15 protein-coding genes are annotated in these 26,188 nt (G+C 42.2%); 11 read left to right on the forward strand and 4 right to left on the reverse strand.

The genetic code is table 11. The annotated features are described in order from the left end of the window. Positions 1-98 precede the first annotated feature (98 nt). The 6 genes from RH40_RS11270 to RH40_RS11295 all read left to right on the forward strand — a co-directional run bounded on the left by RH40_RS11270 (position 99) and on the right by RH40_RS11295 (position 13,152). Positions 99-1,682 carry a S8 family peptidase gene (locus RH40_RS11270; protein ID WP_009601634.1) on the forward strand — a complete coding sequence of 528 codons (1,584 nt, stop codon included), beginning with the start codon at positions 99-101 and terminating at the stop codon, positions 1,680-1,682. 577 nt (positions 1,683-2,259) lie between these two features. Beyond that, the gene (locus RH40_RS11275) at positions 2,260-7,032 is read left to right on the forward strand and encodes a bifunctional hemolysin-adenylate cyclase precursor (protein WP_009601635.1); all 4,773 of its coding nucleotides are present in this window, start codon (positions 2,260-2,262) and stop codon (positions 7,030-7,032) included. A gap of 95 nt (positions 7,033-7,127) precedes the next feature. Continuing rightward, the gene (locus tag RH40_RS11280) at positions 7,128-7,610 is read left to right on the forward strand and encodes a toxin-activating lysine-acyltransferase (protein ID WP_139056881.1); all 483 of its coding nucleotides are present in this window, start codon (positions 7,128-7,130) and stop codon (positions 7,608-7,610) included. A gap of 46 nt (positions 7,611-7,656) precedes the next feature. Then, positions 7,657-9,369 carry a type I secretion system permease/ATPase gene (locus tag RH40_RS11285; RefSeq protein ID WP_009601637.1) on the forward strand — a complete coding sequence of 571 codons (1,713 nt, stop codon included), beginning with the start codon at positions 7,657-7,659 and terminating at the stop codon, positions 9,367-9,369. Beyond that, the gene (locus RH40_RS11290) at positions 9,366-10,688 is read left to right on the forward strand and encodes an HlyD family type I secretion periplasmic adaptor subunit (protein WP_009601638.1); all 1,323 of its coding nucleotides are present in this window, start codon (positions 9,366-9,368) and stop codon (positions 10,686-10,688) included. The genes RH40_RS11285 and RH40_RS11290 overlap by 4 nt, the downstream gene beginning before the upstream one ends. 646 nt (positions 10,689-11,334) lie before the next feature. Next, the gene (locus tag RH40_RS11295; protein ID WP_009601639.1) at positions 11,335-13,152 is read left to right on the forward strand and encodes a ricin-type beta-trefoil lectin domain protein; all 1,818 of its coding nucleotides are present in this window, start codon (positions 11,335-11,337) and stop codon (positions 13,150-13,152) included. 51 nt (positions 13,153-13,203) lie between these two features. Here RH40_RS11295 and RH40_RS11300 read toward each other — a convergent pair whose 3' ends face one another. Next, positions 13,204-15,195 (reverse strand): M4 family metallopeptidase, encoded by a 1,992-nt coding sequence (locus RH40_RS11300; RefSeq protein ID WP_009601640.1) that lies wholly within the window; start codon positions 15,193-15,195, stop codon positions 13,204-13,206. Between the two features lie 692 nt (positions 15,196-15,887). Between RH40_RS11300 and RH40_RS11305 the strand changes: the two genes are divergently transcribed. The 4 genes from RH40_RS11305 (at position 15,888) to RH40_RS11320 (ending at position 20,635) form a co-directional block, all read left to right on the forward strand. Then, entirely contained in the window at positions 15,888-17,546 is a 1,659-nt protein-coding gene (locus RH40_RS11305) for an ABC transporter substrate-binding protein (RefSeq protein WP_009601641.1), read from the forward strand. 70 nt (positions 17,547-17,616) lie between these two features. Then, complete coding sequence (gene oppB, locus RH40_RS11310) at positions 17,617-18,537, forward strand: oligopeptide ABC transporter permease OppB (RefSeq protein WP_009601642.1); 921 nt, start codon at positions 17,617-17,619, stop codon at positions 18,535-18,537. Positions 18,538-18,552: 15 nt separating this feature from the next. Beyond that, the gene (gene oppC / locus RH40_RS11315) at positions 18,553-19,455 is read left to right on the forward strand and encodes an oligopeptide ABC transporter permease OppC (protein ID WP_009601643.1); all 903 of its coding nucleotides are present in this window, start codon (positions 18,553-18,555) and stop codon (positions 19,453-19,455) included. 235 nt (positions 19,456-19,690) lie between these two features. Further along, a complete protein-coding gene (locus RH40_RS11320; protein ID WP_009601644.1) occupies positions 19,691-20,635 on the forward strand; it encodes a glutathione S-transferase family protein in 945 nt (314 codons plus the stop codon). A gap of 40 nt (positions 20,636-20,675) precedes the next feature. Here the strand turns inward: RH40_RS11320 and pta are convergent, their stop codons facing one another. Both pta and RH40_RS11330 read right to left on the reverse strand, forming a co-directional pair. Further along, positions 20,676-22,820, reverse strand: a complete 2,145-nt coding sequence (gene pta, locus RH40_RS11325; RefSeq protein ID WP_009601645.1) for a phosphate acetyltransferase — start codon at positions 22,818-22,820, stop codon at positions 20,676-20,678. A gap of 103 nt (positions 22,821-22,923) precedes the next feature. Then, complete coding sequence (locus RH40_RS11330) at positions 22,924-24,120, reverse strand: acetate kinase (RefSeq protein WP_009601646.1); 1,197 nt, start codon at positions 24,118-24,120, stop codon at positions 22,924-22,926. Between the two features lie 334 nt (positions 24,121-24,454). Between RH40_RS11330 and yfbV the strand changes: the two genes are divergently transcribed. Next, positions 24,455-24,907, forward strand: coding sequence for a terminus macrodomain insulation protein YfbV (yfbV, locus tag RH40_RS11335; RefSeq protein WP_009601648.1), 453 nt, complete (start codon positions 24,455-24,457; stop codon positions 24,905-24,907). Between the two features lie 56 nt (positions 24,908-24,963). Here yfbV and ald read toward each other — a convergent pair whose 3' ends face one another. Then, positions 24,964-26,088: an alanine dehydrogenase gene (ald, locus tag RH40_RS11340; RefSeq protein WP_009601649.1), complete on the reverse strand. Its 1,125-nt coding sequence runs from the start codon at positions 26,086-26,088 to the stop codon at positions 24,964-24,966. Positions 26,089-26,188: the final 100 nt, after the last annotated feature.

The following is a 26,188-nucleotide window of genomic DNA, read 5'->3' on the forward strand; positions in this document are numbered from 1 at the left end:
TTTGAAATTGAATAAGATTCCATAAATGGAACAACAATCATGCCTGCTTAATGTTAAGTGGTGCTCAATAAAACCTTTACCGTTCAAAGGATTTGTATATGTATAACAAAACGCTCAGTTGTTGTATTGCATCGGCTTTACTCATTTCATCCGCCCCGCTTTTTGCTCAGCAGAAAGTGGAAAGTACACTTTCTTCACAGGAAAGCCTCGTTGCTCCTCTATTCCATGCTCCTGAAAGTGCAGCAATTAAAGGCAGCTATATCGTTGTTCTAAAACAACCGACTTCAATGACGGCTGGCACAGAATCTTTGGAGCTTTATACCCAAAATACAGCACAATTTCTGGCCGATCAAAATGCGTTCAAGATCAACAGAGTGTTTGGCAGTGCTCTAAGCGCATTCACTGCAAATTTGGATGCAAAGCAACTCAAATCACTGCGTAGCGACCCAACGGTTGATTTTATTGAACAAGATCAGACTATCACGCTTGATCCTGTAATATCGAATAATGCTTCTCAGGCCAATGCTGTTTGGGGATTAGACCGAATTGATCAGAGAGACCTGCCTCTCAGCGGTAGTTACGATTATAACTATGACGGGACTGGTGTGACGGCGTATGTTATTGATACTGGTGTCACTAATACGCACAGTGAATTCGGTGGACGATCAACGTCAGGTTATGATTTTGTGGATAACGATAATGATGCATCAGATTGTAATGGGCACGGTACTCATGTAGCTGGCACCATAGGCGGTGCCCAATATGGAGTGGCTAAAAATGTCAATATTGTCGGTGTGCGAGTTCTGAGCTGTAGAGGTTCAGGAACAACTTCTGGTGTGATTGGCGGGGTTGATTGGGTTGCTGAAAATGCAAGTGGCCCCTCTGTTGCCAATATGAGTCTTGGCGGTGGCATTTCGAATGCGCTAGACCAAGCTGTTGCAAATGCAGTTCAATCAGGTGTTAGCTTTTTACTTGCAGCTGGTAACTCAAATGCTGACGCATGTAATTCGTCTCCAGCGAGAGAATCTACTGGCGTTACTGTAGGCTCAACAACGAACCGAGACCGTCGTTCGAGTTTCTCCAACTGGGGAAGCTGTGTAGACGTATTTGCTCCTGGATCAGATATAAAATCGGCATGGTATGACGGTGGTTATAAAACAATAAGTGGTACTTCAATGGCTACTCCGCATGTTGCTGGTGTAGCTGCGCTGTATCTTCAAGAAAAAGGAAATTTATCTCCTGCTGAATTATCGAGCCTAATCAGCCAAAGGGCGAGTGTGGGTAAGGTAAGTGATACTAAGGGAACGACGAATAAGTTGTTATATAGCCAAAACGGTAGCGGGTGTGGCAATGACTGCCCACCTCCACCACCGCCAGAGGGTAAATTGGATAACGGCGTGCCAGTGACCAACTTGCAGGCAAGTCGCGGTCAACAGAAAGAATACTTTATCGATGTTAATGCAGGAAACACGCTTAAGGTAACTCTTAATGGCGGTAGTGGAGATGCTGATCTGTATGTCCGCCATGGTGCAAAGCCCACAACGAGTCAGTGGGACTGTAGGCCTTATCGTTACGGTAATAACGAAGTCTGCACTATTTCGAACACTCAAGCAGGGCGCTATCATATCATGCTAAATGCATATAGTGCTTACAATGGAGCCACACTAGTGGCAAGCTACTAATACGAAGCAACATAAACTATCGGAAATAGTCAGCCTATCCTTGGGTTGGCTATTTTTATTCATTTAGCACCAGTTTATTCACCTTACTTGGTGCTTTTTTTAAGCATAATTATCTATTTTTTCGTCGTTTTTTAAACACGTCACTTTCTTCAAGTTATCGACAACAATGCTACTTTTGTTCACTTATTGTTCTCACTTATCGTTTTTTCGACGTATTTTTATGCATTTTTTGCTTTTTCACGTGATCTAAATCTAGATATTAATACTCAAGTCACATTTTATTAACACAAATATTTTTATTTTTAACATTAGTGCTATTAATGGTTTTCTCATTAGTCAGGTGGGCGCTGGTGAGTATAAATTCAGATTATGCAGTAATACATTCACTGTCCTTTTCTCCCTTGTTTACAAAAGGGAGAGGAAAGCAGCTCTATGTTGTAGACAAAGTCATCAAGGATCGATAAAAACGCCACTGTTTTGTTAAGGAAAACGCATGTCATTTGGACGACATGATGTGGGCATATTTGGTGATTAGTATTGATTTGCTTAGTATTAGTATCATGACAGGACGTAAAATATGACGACACCGATAACGGACGCAAAAGAAACGCTCAGCTCAGCAGATTTTGGCCAATTCTTGGCAGACCTTAAACATCAAATCAACTCAAAATCAATCGACGCCAACATATTTGATATTGAATCGCTCAAAAAACAAATAGCAACTATAGAGAAAAAGCTAGTTTCACAGTCTGAGACAGGCATCAGTTTAGAAGAGGTTCTTGTTGAGCTTTATGCATCTCAGGCAGATGAAATCGTCCATGCAAGTCAGGATATCTTCGGAGTCCCTCCACAAAACGAAAATGAAGTTGAGTGGAGCTTAGCATGGAAAGCCAAGACTGCCTCTATGATCAATAGTGTTGATAAGCTAGAAAACAATACAGCTTACTTTGGTCACATGGTAAAAAAGAACTGGGGAGATTTGAAAGCCAGTGACTTTTTTGCGGACAAAGACACGGGTAAGAACAATACATCTGATATAGAAAACACCAACTGGACAAAATACCTCAGTGACGGCGAGTTACTCGACGTTGCTAAGGGCAAAAGCCAAGTAGATATTTATCGAAAAGAGTTGATTACCAACCTTGCCCTGATAGAAAACGGCAGAGCCTTAGGGCAACTAATCGGTAAAAAAGGTATTTTTGGAGAAGACGATGCTGCAATGGCTGAATTTGCTTTTACAGCAATAAAAAGTGCATTGCAGGTTCCTCAATTGGCCATAGCCGAATTCGAGAAAAACCAATCTAAAGATAGCTTTGCAGCACTCGCGAAAACCGAATTCAAAGACGCAAACGTACAATCTCAAATTAGGGAGCTACTTACCAATTCAACGTTAGACCAAGAGGTTGTCAATTTGAAGTTTACGGGCCACGAAGGCCGGCCCGGTAAAGAAGACCAATTGGTGGACAACTTTAAATCCAAACTAACAGAATTCAAGAGCAAACTGGATGACAAACTAACGGCATTGGAGGAAGAATTAAAAGGACTCGAAGCGGAAAACAGCGAAAAAAAGGTGCTTTTTGAGGCGTCAGAAAAGGCTTCGGAATTGGCTAACGATAAATTAAGTGCTGCTGAGGTTCTTCTTGCTTCGAAGGTTCAAACTCTCTCTGATGCAAAGCAGGAAGTGAATAGTGCGAAGGAGAAAGTAGCTTCTAGTAAAGCTGAGAAAAATAAATACACCAGTGAGAAAGAAATCAAGGAATCCCACTTGAAGCAACTCGAACTCGAGAAGGCCGAGGGGAACAAAAGTGTTGCGGCTTTCGAGAACGCAATTAATAACAATAAAGTAAAAACAGAGGAGTTAGATGCTGCCATCGCCTCTGAACGGGTTAAATTAGAGCAATTAAACGCTAACTTGAGCGAAAAAGAAGATAAAAATAAACCGATAGTCATCAAGCTAAAGGAACAGGTTGATAAAGAAAAAATAGATATTGCAAATGCCAAACAAAAAATTGAGTCTCTGACATCAGAGAGGAGTGCTTTGCAGAGTGAAGCTTCTGAAATCAGAACTAAAAAGCTTCAACTTGAACAAAAAATTGAGACTTTGGCGAGCGACATTGCAAAAGGTAAAGGACATCTAGAACAACTTGATAGCCAATTGATCAATAGCAAAAATCAATTGGCTATCGACACACAAGAACTTGAGCTTAAACAGGGCTATTTAAACGTTGCCCAGTCAGATTTTGATGCTGTGAACGCTGATGTAATATCTAAACAAGCTGAAGCTACATCTAAAAAAGAAACTCTTAGGCAAGACTCTGAAGCTTATGAAGCTTCACAACAAGAACTGAATACTCAGAAAGAGAATAAAACATCACTAGAAACCGATATAGAAACCATAAAAACAGAGCACCTCGACAAGTTCGATAAATGGAGTAAGGCTGCAGATCTGTCTGATGCTGGTATGAGAGCACTATCTATCGGTAACAATATAGCTTCTGCTGTTAAATGGCATTCAAAAGATGTTGATGAAAATGACCACGCTGGTCAAGTAGCACAGGCAACCTCGCTAGCAAGTACCTACATGGGTCTAGTCCAAGACGGTATGGATGGTTTTGTTGAGTTGTCTAAGTTTTTTGATGCGACTAAAGGGATGAAGAACCTGCATGCGGGGACAGGAGCAGGGTCGGCGATAGTTGGCGTCGGCCCACAAATTGCGTCACTAGTTCAGGCAGTCCTTAACGTTAAAGACGCTCCAGATGAGTATAAAGCACATTACATTGGTGAGGCAGTGATGCAAGGTGCCAACCTTGCTATGGGACTCACAGTTGGTGTGCTTACTGCGAAAGCCGCTATCACAGGAACAACGGTCTCTAGTGCGGTACCTGTTCTTGGGATCGTCGCTTCTTTAGCAAGTGCAATAAATCCAGTGCAGTGGGCGGCATTTGAACAATCGAAAGATCATATCAACGATGTCGATGCCAAAACCGATGAATCAAGTGATGCCTACGAAACGAGCGCTCAATATCTAACGGAGCTATTGGAAGATATCCATGGAACTGAAGTTGGTTTTTATTCAGCCAGTACCGCGGTGGGTGTTCTTGGTGGAATTGGGACGACAGCGGCTGCTGCGACTGGCGTTGGTGCCCCAGTTGCACTAGTTATTGCAGGCATTACCGCTGGTCTGCAAGGAATGCTAGAGGGCTTGAAGCAAGTTCACCTTGATAATGTAGCAGAAGATATGGCAGAGAAAATTCGTGCCTTTAATGAAGGTGTTGCAGGTTTCTTTGACCAAAGTTTTGAGCATTCTACTGATAAAGCTTTATCTGACTTTGTTGATGACGCAAAGCATTTTATCGAAAAAGGTTACGATTCAGTCTCAGGTTTAGGTTCCGTTCAAATGACAGCAAGTGACCTAGAATTAGCTGGTTTGTCCGGTGTCGGTGGAGAGCTAAAACAGACACAAAAGCATTTTTCAGGATTTATCGAGAAAGCCGATCTTGAAACTGGTGAATGGAATCGTGAAGAAATTAAGATTGATGCTAGTCAGGGCGTTATTGAGCGTACGAACGTGAATGGGGCTGCGACAGGCAAAGATAATATGCTCACATTTGTTACTCCCATGGCAGCGGCAGGAAACGAAAATATATCAACCGAACATGTATCAAAAAATAGATATGAAACAACAATTAATATTAGCAATCTCAAAGGCTGGACGATTAAAGATGGCGGTGACAATACAACCTTTGACTTGGACAATATTGTTACTAAAGCGCAGTCATTCCGAGCTCAAAAAGAATTGATCGATATTCCATTGTCAATCGAGGCCAATGCTGGTGATGACAACTTCTTAATGTCTGATATTACTGGGCGGATTACTGAAACAGATAGAACAGGTATCTTTGATGGTGGTTCTGGTAAAGACTCTGCAACTTATGCAAATCTTAAACATCTTGAGCAAGGAATAGAGGTATCGGTCAATCAATATGGCAATATTCAAGTTGCAAAGACGATTGATAGCGATGCTCGTATTTATCTCGATAAGATCGGAGAATACGAAGTGTCTAAGGGTAAGAAAACCGAGCTAGTTGAATATCGTTATATCGAATCTGGTAAGTTAGGTGAGTCGGTCATTCTGTATGATGAGTTTAAAAATATTGAATTACTTGCAGGCAGTGACTTGGATGATAATTTTGATATCACTAATTACAACGGTGCATTCCTTGTCGCTGGTCGCGATGGAGATGACAGCTTTACTTTGGCACAAGAACACGCAGCGCTCGGAGGGAAAGGTGACGACACCTTCACATTAGTGGGTGATATCGAATTACCACAAAATGACGAAAACACGCTACCCAAGTTTGCAGAAGTTGTTGGTGGTGAAGGCAATGATAAAATTGTCCTCTCTCACAGCTGGTCAGAGCAAGCATTTAAATTTGGAGCATTGTATGCGGTCGCTGAAGAGTTTTTGACCCAGAATGAAGGTTTACGTAAAAATCTATTGCCAAGCGCCAACGGCACCGAAAAGATGGAAGACGTTACTGTTGCTCTAATCGCCAACATGCTAGGCAAAGAGAATGATGTATCAAGTTCTTTCTTAGCTTTCTCTGAAATAGAAGAAATTCAGTGGGATACAACAGCTATTCATGACGTCCTTGGCAAGGCAATTGAGTCAAAAGTCGAATTAGCCGATTATGACTTAGCTGCGCGAGCATTTCTAAATCGCAGTACCGAAGGTGGCTACCAAGGCCTTGTTACTTACGATTTTTCCTCTCAACAAAAAGAGGGATTAGAGATAAGAGGGACTGCGAACAATGATGGGATTATTGGCTCTGCAAACAGTGACCTTATTTTCGGCGGAGAAGGCAGCGATAAGCTCAATGGTTCAGGCGGTACAAATGTTTTGATTGGTGGTTCAGGTGCTGATGAATTTGTATTTGACTTTTCTGAGTCATCGGAAGACTCGGTTAAGTTGATTGACTTTAACCTAGACAGCGAAACTGAGGACTTTGGTGCACAAGCGCTTAATGATGTATTCACCTTTAATCTCGGTAGCAAGGTTTTTGAACATATCCAAATATTTTCTAGCGCTGGGCAACAGTCTAAAGACTTGAAATTCGGTATTGGTGGTTCAACAGTAACGATTGAAAACTTCTACACTGAGGGATATGAGGGTAATGGCTCTGTTGGTAGTGCAAACCAATTGTTTGTGTTTAATTCTGATGTAAGCCAGACCGAAACGTATGGCTATAGTGAATTAGACCAGATATTTGGTAACTCCTATACGGAATTCCTCAGAACTGAGCAGGGGTCTCAATTTGAGGAAGGGACATCTTACTATGCGATTGCATAGGAGAAGTTAATTACTAACGCGTTGTATTACTCTCAAAGTGTCACGGATAAGTGGAGCTTGCTCCACTTATCCGTTTTCAGGGACAAGGTGAAGATATGAAAGAGCTTGATAACTTCGTTCAACTTGGACAAATCTCTTGGTTATGGATGAACTCTAAGCTTCATGAGGATTGGTCTACGCGGCTTATGAGCCGTAATACCATTCCTCCGATTAGTTTGGGCCAGTATGAGATTCTCCATGGGAATGATGGTATTCCTGTTGCCTATGCAAGCTGGGCCTATTTTTCAGAAGATGCTGAGCTAAGATATATACGTGACCCATCGTTAATACGCCTTGAGGATTGGAACTCTGGGGATCGTTTATGGTTTGTTGATTATGTTTCCCCGTTTTCTGTAAAGCATACTTTGGCACTTAAAAGCGTATTGCGTGAAAGGTTTTCCGATCGTTTTGCTCGAGGTTTGAGGGTAACTCCTGGTGGCAAAACAGGGCGTGTACTTACCTATTTCGGGGAGAATGTCCCAGAAGGATGGCGAACCACGGCAGATGAACAAATACTCTCACATTTTTCAGACAAATAAGGTTATTTCTCTGAACTGTAAATTGAATTCATTTTGAAGTAGAAGTATGACAGAGCCTTTAAAAAGTTCCAGCCAAGGCTGCCACAGCTTAAAGAAAGCAATTCAAAAACACCGAATGAGTTTCATTGGTGTCGCTATTTTCAGTGCCGTTGTTAACATCCTGATGTTAGTGGGGCCTCTTTTTATGTTACAAGTGTATGACCGCGTTTTAGCAAGTCACTCGACCGCGACCTTGTTTGCATTATTCATTATTGTGGTTTTTGTCTACGTTGTAATGGGGGTGCTGGACCATTGCCGGGGAAGAATTCTTGCTAGAATAGGTTCTGGTGTACAGTCTGCGTTGGATGAGACTGTATTTAAAATTGTTATGAAGCAGGCTGAGTCACAAACCTTTCGAGATCAACCTGCAAGTCCACTGAAAGAGTTGTCGTCGCTCCGAGCCGGTTTGTCTTCATCTGCCACTGGCGCGATATTCGATTTACCTTGGACGCCTTTCTATATTGGCGTTATGTTTCTTTTTCATCCTTGGCTAGGATGGTTTTCTATTTCAAGCGCAATACTTATTTTCTTCCTATCAGTACTAAATGAGTTTAAAACTCGCAAAGGCCAAGTCCAATCAAGTCGGCAATCTGCCCAAGCCGATCTACAAACCGAATGGGTCCGGTCTTCAATCGAGACTATCAAGGGCTTGGGAATGTCCAATCGGATGGCAACCAAATGGCGCCAAACTCGTCAACGAGCACTCAAAACGAATATAAAAGTTGCTGATATCGGTGGATTACTGTCGGTCATTACCAAGACTACTCGTCAACTGTTACAGTCAGCTATTTTAGCACTTGGTGCTTTGTTAGTGTTGAATGGAGATTTGACGGGTGGCACCATGATTGCGGGTTCGATTTTGCTAGGTAGAGCTCTTGCACCAGTTGAGCAAGTTGTTGGACAGTGGCAAATCTTCCAACAAGCAAGAAACTCGTGGAAATCATTAAATAAACTGTTAGAAAAGTATCCTGCTGAGCCAGCTAAAACTGAGTTACCCAGACCTAAAGCAAAGTTGATTGTCAATGACCTATATGTTGTTCCAGCGGGAGAAACCTCTCCTGTAATTCGGGGAATAACCTTTGCAGCAGAGCCCGGTGATGCGATTGGTATTATTGGTCCCTCCTCATCTGGGAAAACGTCACTCGCTCGTGCGCTAATCGGCTTTTGGCCTCCGAGTAGTGGTGAAATTAGGTTAGACGGCGCTGAACTCAATCAATACGATGATGAAACTTTAGGTAGTTTAATTGGGTATTTACCGCAGGATGTGAAAGTATACCCAGGAACGGTGGCTGAAAATATTGCGCGATTTAACCTCGACAAAAGTTCAGAAAAAATCATTGCTGCAAGTCAGCAGGCTGCGGCGCATGATCTTATTTTAAAACTTCCTAATGGTTATGATACTCAAATCACGAGCAGTGGGGGAGTACTTTCAGGAGGACAGAAGCAACGAATAGGTCTAGCTAGAGCGTTTTACGATGACCCAGTGATGCTGATTCTCGATGAACCTAACTCAAGCCTCGATGAGCCGGGTATGCAAGCATTAAATCAAGCAATTAAAAATGCGCGTAATTCAGAGAAATTGGTATTAGTCATCGCACATAGACCATCAGCTTTGACCAAATGTAATAAGGTGTTGGTTATAGATAAAGGTAAAATGGTGGCATTTGGCGACAAAGATAAAGTGCTTAATCAAGTCACTCGATCTGGAGCCACCTCATGAAAGAAAACCGTGATCCTAATGATTTTGCACTCTACGTATCAATGCAGCGATATCTCTTCGTGGGGATGTTAGCATTGATTTTCGGCCTAGGTGGTTTTGTTCTTTGGTCGGTTAGCCTAAAAATTGATGGTGCGGTCGTGGCTTCTGGACAGATTAGTGTAGAGGCCAAGCAGCAAGCCGTGCAGCACCCAGACGGCGGCATAGTAAAACACATTTATATACGAGAAGGAGCATTTGTTGAAATCGGCGAGCCACTACTCCTTCTCGATGGTGCGAGTTTACATACTCAGCAAACCGTGCTTAAACGTAAGAGGGTAGAAGCTCGAGCTCGTATAGAGAGGTTATTTAGTGAGATTAGTGGTTCGAATGAGCTGAACTACTCCTCAAAACTTATTGAAATGGGGACAGGTATAGAGGGCTTCGAAGAAATACTCAACAATGAAAAGATGTTGTTTAATGCTCGGAAGACCATTATTGATCAAACAAAGGCACAGTCTCAAATTAGACAAAAACGAACTGAGAATGTGATTTCCGGATTACAGCGTCAGCTCGCTGCAACCAAAAAGCAACTGAAGCTGACTCAAAAAGACCTTGATGCTCAGGAGCGACTTCAGGCGCAAGAGTTTGCTTCAAAGACACAGTTACGAATTTTGCATCGAGAGGCAGCGAAATATGAAAGTGAGTTAGGGCAGTTAGAAGCGAGTATTGCCGAGTCACGTAACACCATTGCTGATCACGAAATTGAGTGGCTAAGACAAAAAACAAAATTCCAAGAGGATGCGCAATCTGAGCTACAAGATCTCCGAGTAAAGCAAGCTGAGCTTATCGAAAATATTGACCTAAATAGTATCAAACTAAAGCGGTTAGTACTCCGTGCACCAATGAGTGGGCGTGTTCTTGGGCTCTCGGCGAATACTATTGGAGGCGTTATTCAAGCAGGTACAGAAATCGCAAATATTGTGCCTAGTTCTATGCCCTTGGTAGTTAATGTTAGGATCGACCCATTGCAAATTGACAGAGTTAGTATTGGCCAAGAAGTGAGAATTCGCTTTCCAAGCTTTAATGCGGTAACGACTCCTGAGGTCTATGGTAAAATAAAGAATATATCCGCAGATGTCATCTCTGATCCTAATAGCGGTACCTCATTTTTTACCGCAGAAATTACCCTTGATGAACAGGCCAAACAGGATCTTGCAGAGCTTGAGTTAGTCCCAGGTATGCTTGTCGATGCGTTTATTCGCACTGACGAAAGAACTCCAGCTTCCTTCTTGTTAAAACCAATTTTTGAATACTGGATGTATTCCATGCGTGAGGAATAGAGCTTAATTGATTGTCCATTAACCTCGAGGTGTGCGGTTTTAAGTGGGATATTATTCGTTTGTCGTGATGGAAGCGATTTGAATATCTCACATGTAAAACCGAACATCGCTAATGACCTATGTAAAGCAGGGTAAGTTACCCTTTTGGAACGGGCTACAGTGCCTATTTCATCGTCAAACAACTTGGTAAGAGCCGACTACTTCGTAGCATTATTTTCCTAATCCATAGCTCTGAGTCCTATATCTTGAAATCACTTGGGTATATATTCGGGGATTATTTGAAGTTTTGGGGCGTAAATTTTGTACAAAATAATGCTTTTATTGTCTATCCAATCAATATCTAACGTACTTATGAAACTCATACAAACTTTATAATACACACTGTTATTTTATAAATAGATATAAATACATATTTGTTCATAAATACTATCTTGATGATTTTCTGAATTATTTATAGTCAAATTCATTTCTAAATATAATTAATATATATAACTGATTTTTTTGATGCATTCACTAGCATTATTTTAATCTGCTACCAAGTAATCGTTGATTTTAGGGTAAAAAGTGAACAATCTACGTCTCGCCAAATAAATTAATAAATGGCGTGAATATAATAATATAAATTTATTATGTAGGTTTTTTAATAATGAAAAAATTAATAGCTTTGCTCTCCATATCATCATTGCCATTTAACGTAATGGCGGACGAAACAAGTATCTCTGCATTCATGGATTATTTTCATTCTGATCCCGTTAATGCAATGAATCAACTACCACCTAAAGAAGGAGATGATTACTCTGCAGTCGAGTGGTCTGCAGATGACGAATTGCATTCGGATCTGCGTGACCTAATTATAGAAAGGTCATCGAACGACGCTCGAATGTTTTCACCTATCAGAAGTAATGACAATCCGGCAAGGCTAGTCGATGCCGGTTATGGGTTGATTCGCAACCTAAATGAGCTCAGTCTCAAAGCTCCAAATTCAATGAAATTAGATGAGCAACCTTGGTCTGATACGTATTGGCCGCTTTATTCTGGAGCTGCGGCTTGGCGTTATAATGATAGGGATTTATCCGCCTATACATGGCAAGAGTATTACGATTTTTCAGAATCAATAAAGCCGTTAGATAGCTATCCCAATGATCAGCGTCATTTACTTTCGCCAGCAGAGAAATATGACCTTTTAGTTGGCGACACTAATTTTACCCTGACCAAACGGTCTTGGGATTCGGGTAGAAGGTATTATGAATCACGCGGTAAAGTTGAGCGCTGGATGGGTCTTTGTCACGGCTGGGCAGCGGCAGCATATATGCTTCCAAGGCCAATGAAATCAATGGATGTGAAGGCCCCAAATGGACAATCGATCAAATTCTATCCATCAGATATAAAAGCACTCGGTACACTGCTTTGGTCCGAGGCTCCATTTAACACACGTTTTGTTGGTGGTCGCTGTAATATCAAAAGTCCAGAAAAAGACGAGAATGGCCGTATCATTGAGCCAGACTGTGTCGATACCAACCCCGCAACCTGGCATCTATCTGTCTTGAACCAATTGGGGATCAGTAAACGCAGTGTAATCATGGACGCGACTTATGATTATCAGGTTTGGAATCAACCACTCCTGGGGTATAAATTGACCTACTTCAACCCACAGACAAATCGAGCGTCAAATGATCCGAATAATGTAACCATAGCTTTATCGGAGTATACCAAAGATAAATTCTCTTCCTACCGTTCTGCAAGGGCCGAATCGGTTGTTGGCGTTGAGATGATTGTAGAGTATATGGTTGAAACCAATCCTACTCATCGTGAGTATGATGCGCCGAGACTTGATGGCGTTGCAAGGGTGAAATACTACTACGACCTAGAGCTGGATTCTGATGGGAATACCATAGGAGGAGAGTGGTATCAAAATCGTCATCCAGATTTCTTGTGGACACCAACGCCTGATGCTATTGCCAAATCATACTATGATGGCGCTGGAAGCTGGGATGTAAAAGACGTTGTCCCCGAAAGTTGGAGAACAAAAGCGCCAAGTGCTTCTCACTACAGCCAGCCAATGACTTCAATAGTAAGTGCATTATTCGCAGCCGCATCATCTGAAGATGATAAGCCCAAAGAAGAATGGCACCAGTTGGTGACAAACGGCTCACAGTGTTTAGATGTTGAGGCAGGACCTTACAATGCTGGATCTCGGATCTACAGTTGGCACTGTCATAATGGTGATAATCAGTTATGGAAACTGAATGCATTAGGTCAACTCACGAGTAAAGTCGCTCCCGACTTATGTTTAGATCAAGATGGGATCAACATTACTATAGAAGAGTGTGACATGAGTGATACGCAAAAGTGGCGTTGGGATTCTAATCAGCTTAAAAATGGGTTAGGTAACAGTCTTAAAAGAAACCACAATAATTGGCCATTGGGTGCGAGCGTTCAAGGTAGCCACTGGTATTGGCGATAAATCATTGCCCAAACAAATGTGAGCCCACTTGGTGGGCTCACGGTTATAAGGTTATTGGCAGCTTCCTTGGTAAGACCAGTTCCAATACTGCTCGTAGGGATTTGCCCCCCAATTATCTTGTGTCGCAATGAATTTATTGCCTTGATATTGGACCTCTGTACCAGCGGTGTAATAGAAATATGAGGCCCATTCATAAACGTTATCGCAAGCATTTACATAACCACTAACACCGAAATACGCTTCATTTGAAGAGTTAGCTCCCGTCACCATGGTATAGATATTCATACCTTTGATGCCATCGAAGCCACAATATTCGCTATTATCTTGGTTGGAAGAACTGCAATCGTAATCGGTAAGTGAAGCGGGACGTCCTATAGCGACATACATGTCAACATTTCCGCTACCATTGTAAGTCTGTATCCATATCTCGTTGGCATTGGAGCTTGGTAACAAAAAGTGCTGTTCATCAGAATCAGAACTCAAAATAGGGTAAGGCTGGTTTATCTCAACAGTTGTGATATTTGGTTGAGGTACTGGTGGCTGAGGGGTTGGCTCAGGATTTGGAGCTGAGCCAGAACAAGAATGCAACTGTATTCCTACTCGGTTAAATGCATTTGTGACTCCAGCAGTGTCATATCCAAGTTTTGCAGCTGCTTTGCAAACCCCATCCGCTCCTTGGGTAAAGTTGGAATTGGGTTGCCAAAAAAGTTGATTTGCGGTGGCATATGTGAGGAAGGCTTTCTTGATGTCCCAACCATTGAAGGTTGCGAGATGATAGAAGGCTTTATTAAATATACCAGAGCTATGATGAACGTCGATACCATTATAGTATTGATTGATATGGTCAATAGAAGATCCGTCATGGCTAGGGTTGATGAAATACCGCATCGCAGGTGAATATTTCATGACGTGCTCACCCATTTTCCAATTGAAGTCACCATGAACATAGAAGCTTAAAGCCGCTGCCGAAACATCTGAAAATGACTCGTTCATGCCTCCAGACATGCCTCGATACTCTAAACCGGAATTTTGCTCGGTAAAACCATGACTGACTTCATGAGCAATTACGTCCCATGTGGCCAGTGGATACATCGAATAATTTCCATCGCCAAAAGTCATCTGACGTCCATCCCAAAAGGCGTTACCGTAGTTGGAACCATAATGTACTCGCATTGAAAGTTTCTGTTGAATAGGGCGAGTTCCCATCCAATCCTTGTACATATCAAACACTCTTTGACCAAAATAGTGAGCATCATTGAGTGGGGCGTAAGCACCATTAACGGCTTTGTAGTTGTTGACCTTACAGTTAAACTGATAAACTTGGCCCCCATATTGTTGGTTATTCATATCCAAGGTAACCACATTGTCGCTATCCATCTGACAATACTGATTGACAGTAAATCCACCGTATTTTGTGTTGGCACCGAAATAGTAGCGTCCACTTTTCTCATTGCCGCCGGGACCTTCCGCTTCTATAAAGTTTATGCCTTCCCATGAATCTAAGATATCTCCCGTATTTGCGTCGACGATATTAATAGGTCTAGAAGGGTTCATCCCTTCAAAAGACAAAAAGTCGACTTTATAGGCGAGTTTGGCTAAGGCTTGTTTATCCTGCCAAATGATTAGGTTAGCTTTCGCATCTTCTTGGCTTTGATTGGTAAAACCTTTGTGTTGATTTTGGGCAATAGTAATAGCTTGATGAGCACTGAGCATTGGGTGTACTGAAGTGACGTCGTTCTCTATACCTACCATTACGGTTCCGTCTACCGCTGTGTCAAATCGCTGTGATTGGTCGACAACAATTGATTGTCCGTAGACCGGTATTCCACGGTGAAGCTGTCGTTTTCTAACTAAATTATGAATGGGTGTTGAAGCTTGAGTAACGTCTTCGAATGCCAATATTGGCAACACACTCGACACCTGTGTTGCACCATTGGTGTCGTTTATAGTCTTAGCTAAGTCAATATCGTCAATGCTGACAACACTTGCTGCTTGAGAGACAGAAACTATTGGGAATAATAATAAATAATTAATATTTCGCATACATCACCTTTTTTCTTGTTTTCAATTGATTTGCTGTGTGAATGTTGGCGAAGGGTAAAGGTCATTTATCAATATGGGTAATGCACAGTGTTGCTTATGTGTTCTTGCTTCAAAACCACACAAATTGAAATGTTTTTTCTGAGATCCTGTACCAAAAGTTTTAAAGTATAGGAGCTGATAAAAGACAAGATTTAGTTGATGCTTATCAGTTGGTTTAACGTTTGTTATGCCAGATACTTAAAATACCAAATCTAAAATCAAGAATGATATCAGGTGATTAACCTCACATAACGTTAAGTTTTTGTGTTATTTTTTGCATATATGTTAACTGCACTGTGTAACTTTGTTTTTTTTTCTCGCACGATACACGCCAGCATAATCTTCTAATGAGATATCTGTCATAACTAGTGGCGTGTTAATCTACCTTAGATGTAAATATTAAACTTTTATTCTAGTTGTTAATTGCCTTCCAGTGCTTGTAACTGGTTTGTATCGATTACGTCAGTATTTGATGATTTTTTGATACCTTTTTATGGAATTATGGAATGATGATTGGTAATGTGTGCTGCAATCTTTACAAATTTTCAGTATTTTATGCTTATTTATTAGGCAAAAAAAGCTGAAATGCTGGCCGTTCCAGTGAAAATGTGAAGAAGTCATGGATGCTATACAAAAAACTCGGAGTTAAATGCATGTACAAGAATAAAATAACTCGCGCTATATTCTTAAGCGCTGGCCTATCTTTAGCCCTTTCTGGCTGTGGTGACAAACCTGATGAAAAGAAAGCGACAGAAGCTTCTAGTTCTAAGTCAACCGAGCTTGCTGATGTCCAAGAATTAGTTCGTGGCAATGGTGCTGAAGTGGCGTCACTTGACCCTCATAAAACAGAGGGCGTACCAGAATCGCATGTCTTGCGAGACCTAATGGAGGGCTTGGTCATCCAAGACGCTGAAGGAAACACTATTCCAGGTGTGGCAGAGTCGTGGTCAACAGATGATAATAAGACGTTTACATTCAAGATACGTAAAGGTGCTAAGTGGTCAAACGGTGACCCTGTCACTGCACACGATTTCGAGTACAGTTTTAAGCGCGCTGTCGATCCAAAAACAGCGTCTCCTTACGCTTGGTACATTGAATACACTAAAATGAAAAATGCCAAGGATATCGTTGAAGGCAAGAAGGGTATCGATAGCCTAGGCGTGAAGGCTATTGACGATCATACTCTTGTATTGGAGACAGATGTTGTCGTTCCTCATTTTGTTAAGATGTTAGCCCACACAACTATGTATCCGGTGCACAAAGCGACTGTTCAGAAATATGGCGACAGCTGGACTAAGCCTGAACATTTTGTTGGTAATGGCGCATATAAACTCACTGATTGGGTTGTAAACGAAAAAATTGTTGTTGAACGCAATAGCAATTACTGGGATGACAAAGATACTATCATTACTAAAGTGACTTTCCTTCCGATTGAAAATCAAAATGCGGAGATGAATCGTTTCTTATCTGGTGAAATCCACATGACGGACGAGTTACCGAATGAGCAATTCCGACGTTTGATGAAAGAACATCCTGACGAGGTTGCTATTTCACCATATCTTTGTACTTACTACTACGGTTTTAACAATGAACGCCCACCTTTTAATGATGCGAGAGTTCGTAAAGCGCTATCTTACGCGATCGACAGAGACATCATAACAAATGCGATTTTAGGTCAAGGTCAAAAGCCTGCCTATGCGTTAACGCATAGCGGTATTACCGGATTTAACCCTGTCTTGCCCGAATATGCAAATATGGATCACGATGCGCGTATCGCAAAAGCTAAGGAACTATTGTCTCAGGCCGGCTTTGGCGAGGATAAGCCACTAGATTTCTCACTACTATACAATACAGACGACAACCATAAGAAAATCGCGGTAGCGATACAGTCAATGTGGAAAAAGTCACTCGGAAAGTTCGTTGATGTAGAGCTTGAAAACCAAGAGTGGAAAACATACCTAGAAAGCTCAAAGCAGGGTGACTTTGATGTCCGTCGCGCTGGATGGTGTGCTGACTACAATGAAGCCTCCACCTTCTTGGCCATTGCCGTCAGTGATAATGGCTCGAATGACCAAAAATATAACAGCGCGGTCTACGACAAAGCCATGAATGACGCGGTTAATGTTGCTAAAACAGAGCAGGAGCGAAATAAATATTATGAAATCGCTGAGACTCAATTAGCGAATGATATGCCTATTGCGCCGATTTATCAGTATGTTAAATCTCGCTTGGTAAGTAGTCATGTCGGAGGATATCCAGAGAAAAACCCACAAGACAACGTCTACTCTAAAGATTTGTACCTTACTAAATAACTTTTAAAGTAAACAAACAATGCGCCAAAACAATTGGTTGGCGCATTATTTTTTAGATGTGAGATGTTGTATGATTAAACTTATTTTTTCTCGAGTTATTGAGGCAATCCCTACCTTATTAGTTCTGATAACGGTCTCTTTCTTTTTAATGCGTTTTGCTCCGGGAAGTCCTTTTTCATCGGAAAAAACATTACCGCCAGAAGTTCTCCAGAATATTAATGAGAAGTATGGTCTAGACAAACCACTGTTTGAGCAATATACAACTTATTTAGGCAATATATTAATGGGCGACTTTGGTCCTTCGTTTAAATACAAAGACTACACGGTTAACGAATTGGTTGCAGAGTCTTTGCCCGTATCAGCCAAAGTCGGTTTTTATGCCTTTATATTTACGGTTATTGTTGGAGTTGCTGTAGGGACTCTTGCTGCGCTCAAACAAAACACATGGCTCGATTATACGGTCATGTCAACGTCCATGATTGGTGTCGTTCTGCCGTCTTTTGTTTTTTCTCCAGTTCTAATTTACATATTTTCTATAAAGTTAGGTTGGTTTCCCGCTGGTGGATGGAACGGCGGGGCAATTCAGTACATGATTTTGCCTATTCTGGGTATGTCATTTCTCTATATCGCGACCTTTGCTCGGATCACTCGTGGTTCTATGATCGAAACACTAAACAGTAATTTTATTCGAACCGCTCGTGCTAAAGGCCTTAGTTATCGTTACATCGTTATAAAACACGCGTTAAAACCTGCACTCTTGCCCGTCGTTTCTTACATGGGGCCTGCTTTTGTCGGTATTATAACGGGCTCTGTTGTTATCGAAACCATCTTTGGTTTGCCGGGAATTGGTAAATTGTTCGTCAATGCGGCGTTTAACAGGGATTACTCACTTGTGATGGGAATTACCATTCTAATCGGTTTCCTGTTTATTTTGTTCAATGCGATTGTAGATATTCTGCTCGCAATGATCGACCCTAAAATTCGCTACTAACAAGGACGTATAGTTATGCTAACGAAAAAAGAAAATCTTGAAGCGGTCGAGAAATTTGCAGAAAACCTCGAGGTTGAGGGTCGAAGCTTATGGCAAGATGCTCGTATCCGCTTTGTACGAAATAAAGCAGCAATGGTCAGTCTATGCATTTTATTTGTCATGACTCTTGCTGTTGTCTTCTTGCCTATGATCGCCCAGCATACCTTCGATGATACGGATTGGTATGCGATGCATGTAGGTCCAAATATTGATCATTGGTTTGGTACCGATAGTTTGGGAAGAGATTTATATGTTCGTACCCTTGTGGGTGGTCGTATTTCACTTATGGTCGGAATCCTAGGGGCATTCGTTGCTGTTCTGATTGGAACACTCTATGGAGCAACCTCAGGCTTTATTGGTGGTAAAGTCGATCGCATCATGATGCGTATATTAGAAATTCTCTACGCTGTTCCATTCATGTTCTTAGTTATCGTCTTAGTTACGTTTTTTGGCCGGAATATAGTCCTAATATTCGTCGCTATCGGTGCTATCGCATGGTTAGATATGGCGCGGATCGTTCGTGGCCAAACGCTAAGTTTAAGAAATAAAGAATTCATTGAAGCGGCAAATGTCTCTGGGGTGAGTAACTGGAAAATCATCACAAGGCACATTGTTCCAAATGTATTAGGTATCGTTGCCGTATATTCTACATTGCTTATACCAAGCATGATTCTTACAGAATCATTCCTCTCATTTTTGGGGTTAGGTGTCCAAGAGCCAATGACAAGCTGGGGTGCTTTATTGCAAGAGGGGGCTCAAACCATGGAGATTGCTATTTGGCAACTCGCGTTTCCAGCTGCCTTTATGGTCGTAACCTTGTTCTGTTTTAACTATGTTGGTGATGGTCTAAGAGATGCTTTAGATCCAAAAGATAGATAAGTGTTGAATTAATTCAGTTCTATCATTACGACTTCAGCCTGTGACAGGCTTAGACGCGCTGCCTTTGTGGTAGTGCGTCTTTTTTCTCTTGGTATACCGCATGAGAATTTCTACTCGTCGCCTTACCAATGTGCTCGATAATCATGAAATTGACGTCCTTAATATGCTCTAATTCAAGTCAGATGAGTCGCTGGGGGTATATACTTCGATAAAGGAGTTTGTCTTAGAGAGTATTATGGGAAAGCTGATTGAGGGTGTTTGGTATGACACTTGGTACAATACGCAGGAATCTAAAGGACGATTCGTGCGTGAAGATGCAGGTTTTCGGCAATGGGTAAGGGCTGATAAGAGAACGAAGTTTAATGCGGAGTCCGGACGCTATCACCTTTACGTTTCTCTGGCATGTCCTTGGGCACATCGAACCTTGATATATAGAAAGCTTAAGGGGCTTGAACCACACATCGCTGTGACGGTCGTTGACCCTGAAATGATGGAGCAGGGGTGGGAAATATCAAAAAAGGAGCCACTTTTTGGTTTCCAATACCTTTACCAACTTTACGTTCAATGCGAACCTCAATATACAGGTCGAGTAACGGTTCCAGTGCTGTGGGATACAAAATTAAATGTAATTGTGAGTAATGAGTCTTCTGAAATCATCCGGATGTTTAACAGTGAGTTTAATCATATTACGGGCAATGACTTAGACTTCTATCCTGAAAAGCTACGTCACATTATCGATGAATGGAATAATTTTGTGTATCCGAATATCAATAACGGTGTTTATCGATGCGGTTTTGCCACAACCCAAGAAGCCTATGATGAAGCGTTTTTAAGCCTGTTTGATGCGCTGGATCAATTGGATAATCATTTACACCACCACCGTTATCTAGTGGGAGACACAATCACTGAAGCCGATTGGAGACTGTTTACAACATTAGTACGTTTTGATCCTGTTTATGTTGGCCATTTCAAATGCAATAAAAAGCGTATTGCGGATTATGTGCATTTGTATGGCTACCTTAAAGAACTGTATCAATTAGATGGGATTGCTGAAACGACAGACTTTGAGCATATTAAACGCCACTATTACTTTAGCCATAAGAATATCAATCCAACGCAGGTTATTCCCCAAGGGCCTTATCTAGAGTTGTATTCAGCGCACGGTAGAGACTTTCTATGAAAAAGCCCTTTAAGAAAAGGGCTTAGAAAGGCTGGCAATATTATTTTTGCTCTTGGTCCGCTTGAATGGCGGTTAAGGCGATGGTGTAAACAATATCATCGACTAATGCACCGCGAGATAAATCGTTAACAGGCTTTCTCATTCCTTGCAACATCGGACCGATAGAAACTAAATCAGCACTACGTTGAACGGCTTTATAAGTTGTGTTACCCGTGTTCAAGTCAGGGAAGACAAATACAGTCGCTTTACCCGCCACAGGAGAGTTAGGTGCTTTAGAGGCTGCGACATTCTCCATAATAGCAGCGTCGTACTGAAGTGGGCCGTCGATGACAAGATCCGGACGTTTAGCTTGAGCTAACTTTGTTGCTTCGCGGACTTTGTCTACATCGGCACCTTTGCCAGATTCACCAGTAGAATAGGATATCATCGCAACACGTGGGTCAATACCAAAAGCGGCCGCAGAGTCTGCTGATTGTATCGCAATCTCTGCTAACTGTTCAGCTGTAGGATCTGGGTTAATTGCACAGTCGCCATATACCAACACTTGGTCGGGAAGCAGCATAAAGAATACCGATGATACTATTGAGGCGTTAGGTGCTGTCTTGATGATCTGGAATGGAGGCACGATGGTATTTGCCGTCGTGTGAACCGCACCTGATACTAGTCCGTCAACCTCATCATTCTCAAGCATCATGGTACCTAGGAATACAGAGTCATGAAGTTTCTCTCTCGCAACGACTTCGGTCATACCTTTTGCGCCACGTAGCTCAACTAATCGTGCAACATAGTTTTCCCTAATGGCATCAGAATCGATAATCTTGACACCAGCACCGAGTTCAACACCTTGCTGAGCTGCAACACGCTTAATTTCTTCTGGATTTCCCAAAAGAACACATTCTGCTATGCCTCTTTCAGCACAGATTGCTGCTGCTTTAACAGTTCTCGGCTCGTCGCCTTCAGGAAGTACGATACGTTTACCTGCTTGTCTGGCAAATTCGGTAAGCTGATAGCGGAAGGCAGGAGGACTTAATCGGCGTGACTTCTCAGTTCCTTCTGTCATTGATTCAATCCAGCTTGCATCGATGTGACCTGCCACGTGGTCATTGATAAGCTCGATCCGCTCTTTGTCATCAGCAGGAACTTCAAGACTGAAACTTTGAAGGTTCAGTGAGGTTTGCCATGTATTTCCCTGAGCTTTAAAAATGGGTAGACCAGAATCAAATGCAGGCTGACACAGTTCAACGATTTGTTCTGGGATATCGTAACCACCAGTCAGGAGTACAGCGCCAAGTTCAAGACCATTCATTGAAGCGAGAGACGCAGCAACGATAACATCTGGTCTGTCGGCTGAGGTTACCAATAGAGAACCAGGTTTGAAATGACCGATCATATTTGGTAGAGAACGTGCACAGAAGGTAATGCCTTTGATACGACGTGAGTCAATGTCACCAGCGTTTACAATCTCGGCATTCATGTGGTTACACATATCAATTGCGCGAGTTGCGATCAGGTCAATGCTCCACGGAACACATCCGAGAACACGAATTGGCGAGGAGTCGAATATCTCCATTACCTTCATTTCGTTTTGTTTTGCACTGTCCGCATCATCAAAAACTTCTGATAAATCGGGACGAGTTCGTCCCGTTTCGTCAACTGGAGCATTGAGTTTGTTAATGATGACGCCAGAAATATTCTTGTTTTTTGTACCGCCGAAGTTCGAACAAGCGACTTCAATACGCTCTTTTAGTTGTGCGGGACTATCGGTTCCGGGTGTTGCAACTAGAACGATTTCAGCGCCTAGCGTCGCAGCAATCTCAGCATTTACTTGGTTTGCAAAAGGGTGTTTCCGTGTTGGAACCAGTCCTTCAATGAGTGTTACGTCGGCATTTTTGTTAACTTTATTAAAACGTTCAACAATGGTCTCAAGCAGCTCATCCATGTTGTCATGGCCGATTAAGCTTTCGGCGACGGACATGGCCAAAGACTCACCAATTTGCATATCACTATTTGCACTAACGATAGTAGAGGTTAAGTCCGGTTGATCTTCACCAGTTCTTGGTTGGCAAATTGGTTTGTAAAAAGAGACATTTACTCCCTTACGCTCCATAGCGCGGAGAGTGCCCATGCTAACGCTAGTTAAGCCAACACCAGCGCTTGCAGGAATAAGCATGATTGTACGTGACATCTATAGATACCTGTGGCGATTATTTTCCGTCCTCTATTAAAGAGTAGACGTTAAAAGTATCAAAAAGAAGCTTGGCTGGGTTATGTACCAGCCAAGCTATGGTTTAAATTTCAGCGAGACGTGCAGTATCTTCTGCAATTACAAGCTCTTCGTTAGTAGAAACTACCATAGAAGGAATACGACTGTTGGTTGTTGTAATCGTTCCTTCGCCTCCGAATCGAGCTTTAAGGTTGGCATCATTGTCAACTTCTATTCCAAAGATACCAAGGCGCTCTAATACCATCTGACGGATTGGAGCTGAGTTTTCACCAATGCCACCTGTAAACACGATAGCATCCAAACGACCATCCAAAGAAGCAGTGTATCCCGCGATGTATTTTGCCAAGCGGTGGCAGAAGACGTCCATTGCTCGAGTTGCTTCTTCTTTTTCACCATAATTATCTTCAACAAATCGACAATCAGAAGTTACTTCAGTTAGACCTGCAAGGCCCGATTCTTTGGTTAGGATGTTATTGATTTTTTCAACAGAATAACCAAGTGTATCATGAAGGTGGAAGATAATTGCTGGATCAATATCGCCACATCTTGTGCCCATGACTAGACCTTCTAATGGAGTCAGTCCCATTGAAGTATCGACGGATTGACCATTTTTGATCGCACAAACCGATGCACCGTTACCTAGGTGACAGTTTATGATATTCAATTCTTCTATTGGCTTCTCTAGTAACCCCGCTACCTCACGAGTGATGAATAGGTGTGAGGTACCATGCATCCCATAGCGACGAATACCGTGCTTTTCGTACAGGTTGTAAGGCAAGGCGTAAAGGTACGATTCTTGCGGCATTGTTTGATGGAAAGCGGTGTCAAATACTGCGACATTCTTTAACTCAGGGAAAGACTTTTGTGCCGCTTTAATGCCGATGATGTGTGCTGGGTTGTGCAGAGGAGCAAGAGTCGCACAGTCTTCGATACCTTTTAAAACAGCGTCGGTGATGAGTGCTGATTGGGTAAATTTCTCCCCACCATGAACCACTCGGTGGCCTACCGCAGCTAAGTTTTGAGAGAGTTCTGGCTTAGAAGCGAGAATAGTTTCTACCATGAATGCGAGTGCTTCCTCGTGTGCTGCACCGTTACCTAGTTGAGCTTCGTGTTTTCCGTCAAGTTTCCACTTGATACGTGCTTCTGGTAGGTGTAGGCATTCGGCGAGACCTGTTAGGTGCTCATCACCATTTTCTGCATCAACGACAGCAAATTTAAGAGAAGAACTACCGCAGTTTAAAACTAAGACTAGCTTTGACATGAGTGATTACCTGTGACAATCAGTTAGAATAAAAAACAACCACAAACACGAACTAAATTTTATAAACATGATTCGTCTTTGGTCAAAAGGCCTCTAACTCCGTATACAGAGTGACGGGTGTTAACTATCACTTTAGCGTCCGTTGCAGAAAAGTCTCAAAAGTTGCTTAAATTGTAAAGAACAGCAACAATGAGGTTGTGGGCCTATAAAGAATAACGATAATGCTCAATAATAACAAAAAAAATTTGAATTCACGTTATTTTTTATCAATTTTTGTACCTTTAGTTGAATTATTCAACTATTTTTTGGCTCTTAGAGTAAGCGAGGGGATTTTATGAGTGAAAAAGTTGGTTTAATCCACAGCTTGCGTGATGGACAGCGCTATATGGATGTGTGGCCCATGCGTAAAGAGCTGAATCTATTGTTCCCAGAACAACGGATTATTAAAGCCACACGTTTTGGCATAAAGGTGATGCCTGCAGTTGCGACTATCGGTGTGCTCATGCAAATGGTTTTTTCTCAATATGGTGCAATGACACAGTCGATCGTTATCGCCTTGTTTGCTATCAGCCTACCTCTCCAGGGAATTTGGTGGCTGGGCAATAGAGCGAACACCTTGCTTCCACCTTCTCTGGCGGTTTGGTATAGGGAAATACATCAGAGAATAATAGAGAGTGGGTGCGCCTTAGAGCCTGCAAAGCCATCTCCCCGATATAAGGAACTAGCTAAGATTCTTAGTCGTGCATTTAGGCAGTTGGATAAAGCGTCTTTAGAGCGTTGGTTCTAAATCTCAAATAAAAGGCAGTTAACCAAGTTAACTGCCTTTTTCTTTAACCTTAGCGATTAACTGAACATTTTAACAGCTTCTGAGGGCTCTACGAATTCAAGATCAAAGCTTTCAGCAACTTCTTTACACGTTACCTTACCGTGGATTACGTTCAAGCCTTCCAAGAATCCTTTATCTTCTTCTAAGGCCGCACGATAACCTTTATTCGCAAGTTTTACGATATAAGGAAGAGTTGCATTATTTAAAGCGAATGTTGAAGTACGAGCTACTGCTCCAGGCATATTTGCAACACAATAGTGAACGACGTCATCAACTACGTAGGTGGGTTCTGCATGCGTTGTAGCGTGAGAAGTTTCAAAACATCCCCCTTGGTCGATAGCAACATCGACTACCGCAGCGCCTGGCTTCATCTTACTGATGTGTTCTTTCGTTACTAGCTTCGGCGCTGCTGCTCCCGGAATAAGTACTGCGCCAATGACTAGGTCGGCCTCAAGGACATGTTTTTCAATTGCGTCTACTGTTGAGTAAACAACTTTAGCTTGCCCTTGAAATTCTTCATCCAAACGACGCAAAGTATCTACGTTACGATCAAGGATTGTAACATCTGCGCGTAGACCAACAGCCATACGTGCCGCATTTGCACCGACTACTCCACCACCGACGACGACAACTTTAGCTGGCTCTACGCCAGGAACGCCACCTAGTAGAAGGCCACGACCACCATGAGATTTTTCTAATGTTTGTGCACCTGCTTGAATAGACATTCTGCCCGCTACCTCAGACATTGGCGCGAGTAGTGGCAAGCGACCCATATTATCTGTTACAGTTTCGTACGCTATGCAAACGGCTTTGCTCTTGATTAGATCGTCAGTTTGTGGAAAATCAGGTGCAAGGTGTAAATAAGTAAACAGTATTTGCCCTTCGCGAAGCATAGCTCGCTCGACAGCTTGAGGCTCTTTTACTTTTACAATCATGTCTGCTTTGGCGAAAACGTCAGTAGCAGCAGGGAGAATGGATGCGCCCACGGCGATGTAATCATCGTCTGAAAAACCAATACCTGAACCGGCGTTGGTCTCAACTAAAACTTCGTGTCCGTGAGAGATAAGCTCACGAACGCTGGCTGGGATCATTCCAACACGGTACTCGTGGTTTTTAATTTCCTTTGGTACGCCAATGATCATCCTGACTCCTCATTTTATGTTGGTTGCATAAATAATGCTGGTTGTATTAACTATATGTAGGGTAATTCTGTCGAATTAATGTCTAGTATAGATATGATTA

The organism is Vibrio caribbeanicus ATCC BAA-2122, from assembly GCF_000165125.1.
Classification (GTDB): Bacteria; Pseudomonadota; Gammaproteobacteria; order Enterobacterales; family Vibrionaceae; genus Vibrio; species Vibrio caribbeanicus.

Excerpts from the sequence above, each read along its gene's own strand:
- pta (WP_009601645.1), bottom strand. The coding sequence starts at position 22,820 with ATGTCACGTACAATCATGCTTATTCCTGCAAGCGCTGGTGTTGGCTTA.
- yfbV (WP_009601648.1), top strand. The coding sequence starts at position 24,455 with ATGAGTGAAAAAGTTGGTTTAATCCACAGCTTGCGTGATGGACAGCGC.
- RH40_RS11330 (WP_009601646.1), bottom strand. The coding sequence starts at position 24,120 with ATGTCAAAGCTAGTCTTAGTTTTAAACTGCGGTAGTTCTTCTCTTAAA.
- RH40_RS11305 (WP_009601641.1), top strand. The coding sequence starts at position 15,888 with ATGTACAAGAATAAAATAACTCGCGCTATATTCTTAAGCGCTGGCCTA.
- RH40_RS11290 (WP_009601638.1), top strand. The coding sequence starts at position 9,366 with ATGAAAGAAAACCGTGATCCTAATGATTTTGCACTCTACGTATCAATG.
- RH40_RS11270 (WP_009601634.1), top strand. The coding sequence starts at position 99 with ATGTATAACAAAACGCTCAGTTGTTGTATTGCATCGGCTTTACTCATT.
- RH40_RS11320 (WP_009601644.1), top strand. The coding sequence starts at position 19,691 with ATGGGAAAGCTGATTGAGGGTGTTTGGTATGACACTTGGTACAATACG.
- RH40_RS11275 (WP_009601635.1), top strand. The coding sequence starts at position 2,260 with ATGACGACACCGATAACGGACGCAAAAGAAACGCTCAGCTCAGCAGAT.
- RH40_RS11300 (WP_009601640.1), bottom strand. The coding sequence starts at position 15,195 with ATGCGAAATATTAATTATTTATTATTATTCCCAATAGTTTCTGTCTCT.
- RH40_RS11285 (WP_009601637.1), top strand. The coding sequence starts at position 7,657 with ATGACAGAGCCTTTAAAAAGTTCCAGCCAAGGCTGCCACAGCTTAAAG.
- RH40_RS11295 (WP_009601639.1), top strand. The coding sequence starts at position 11,335 with ATGAAAAAATTAATAGCTTTGCTCTCCATATCATCATTGCCATTTAAC.
- RH40_RS11280 (WP_139056881.1), top strand. The coding sequence starts at position 7,128 with ATGAAAGAGCTTGATAACTTCGTTCAACTTGGACAAATCTCTTGGTTA.
- oppB (WP_009601642.1), top strand. The coding sequence starts at position 17,617 with ATGATTAAACTTATTTTTTCTCGAGTTATTGAGGCAATCCCTACCTTA.
- oppC (WP_009601643.1), top strand. The coding sequence starts at position 18,553 with ATGCTAACGAAAAAAGAAAATCTTGAAGCGGTCGAGAAATTTGCAGAA.
- ald (WP_009601649.1), bottom strand. The coding sequence starts at position 26,088 with ATGATCATTGGCGTACCAAAGGAAATTAAAAACCACGAGTACCGTGTT.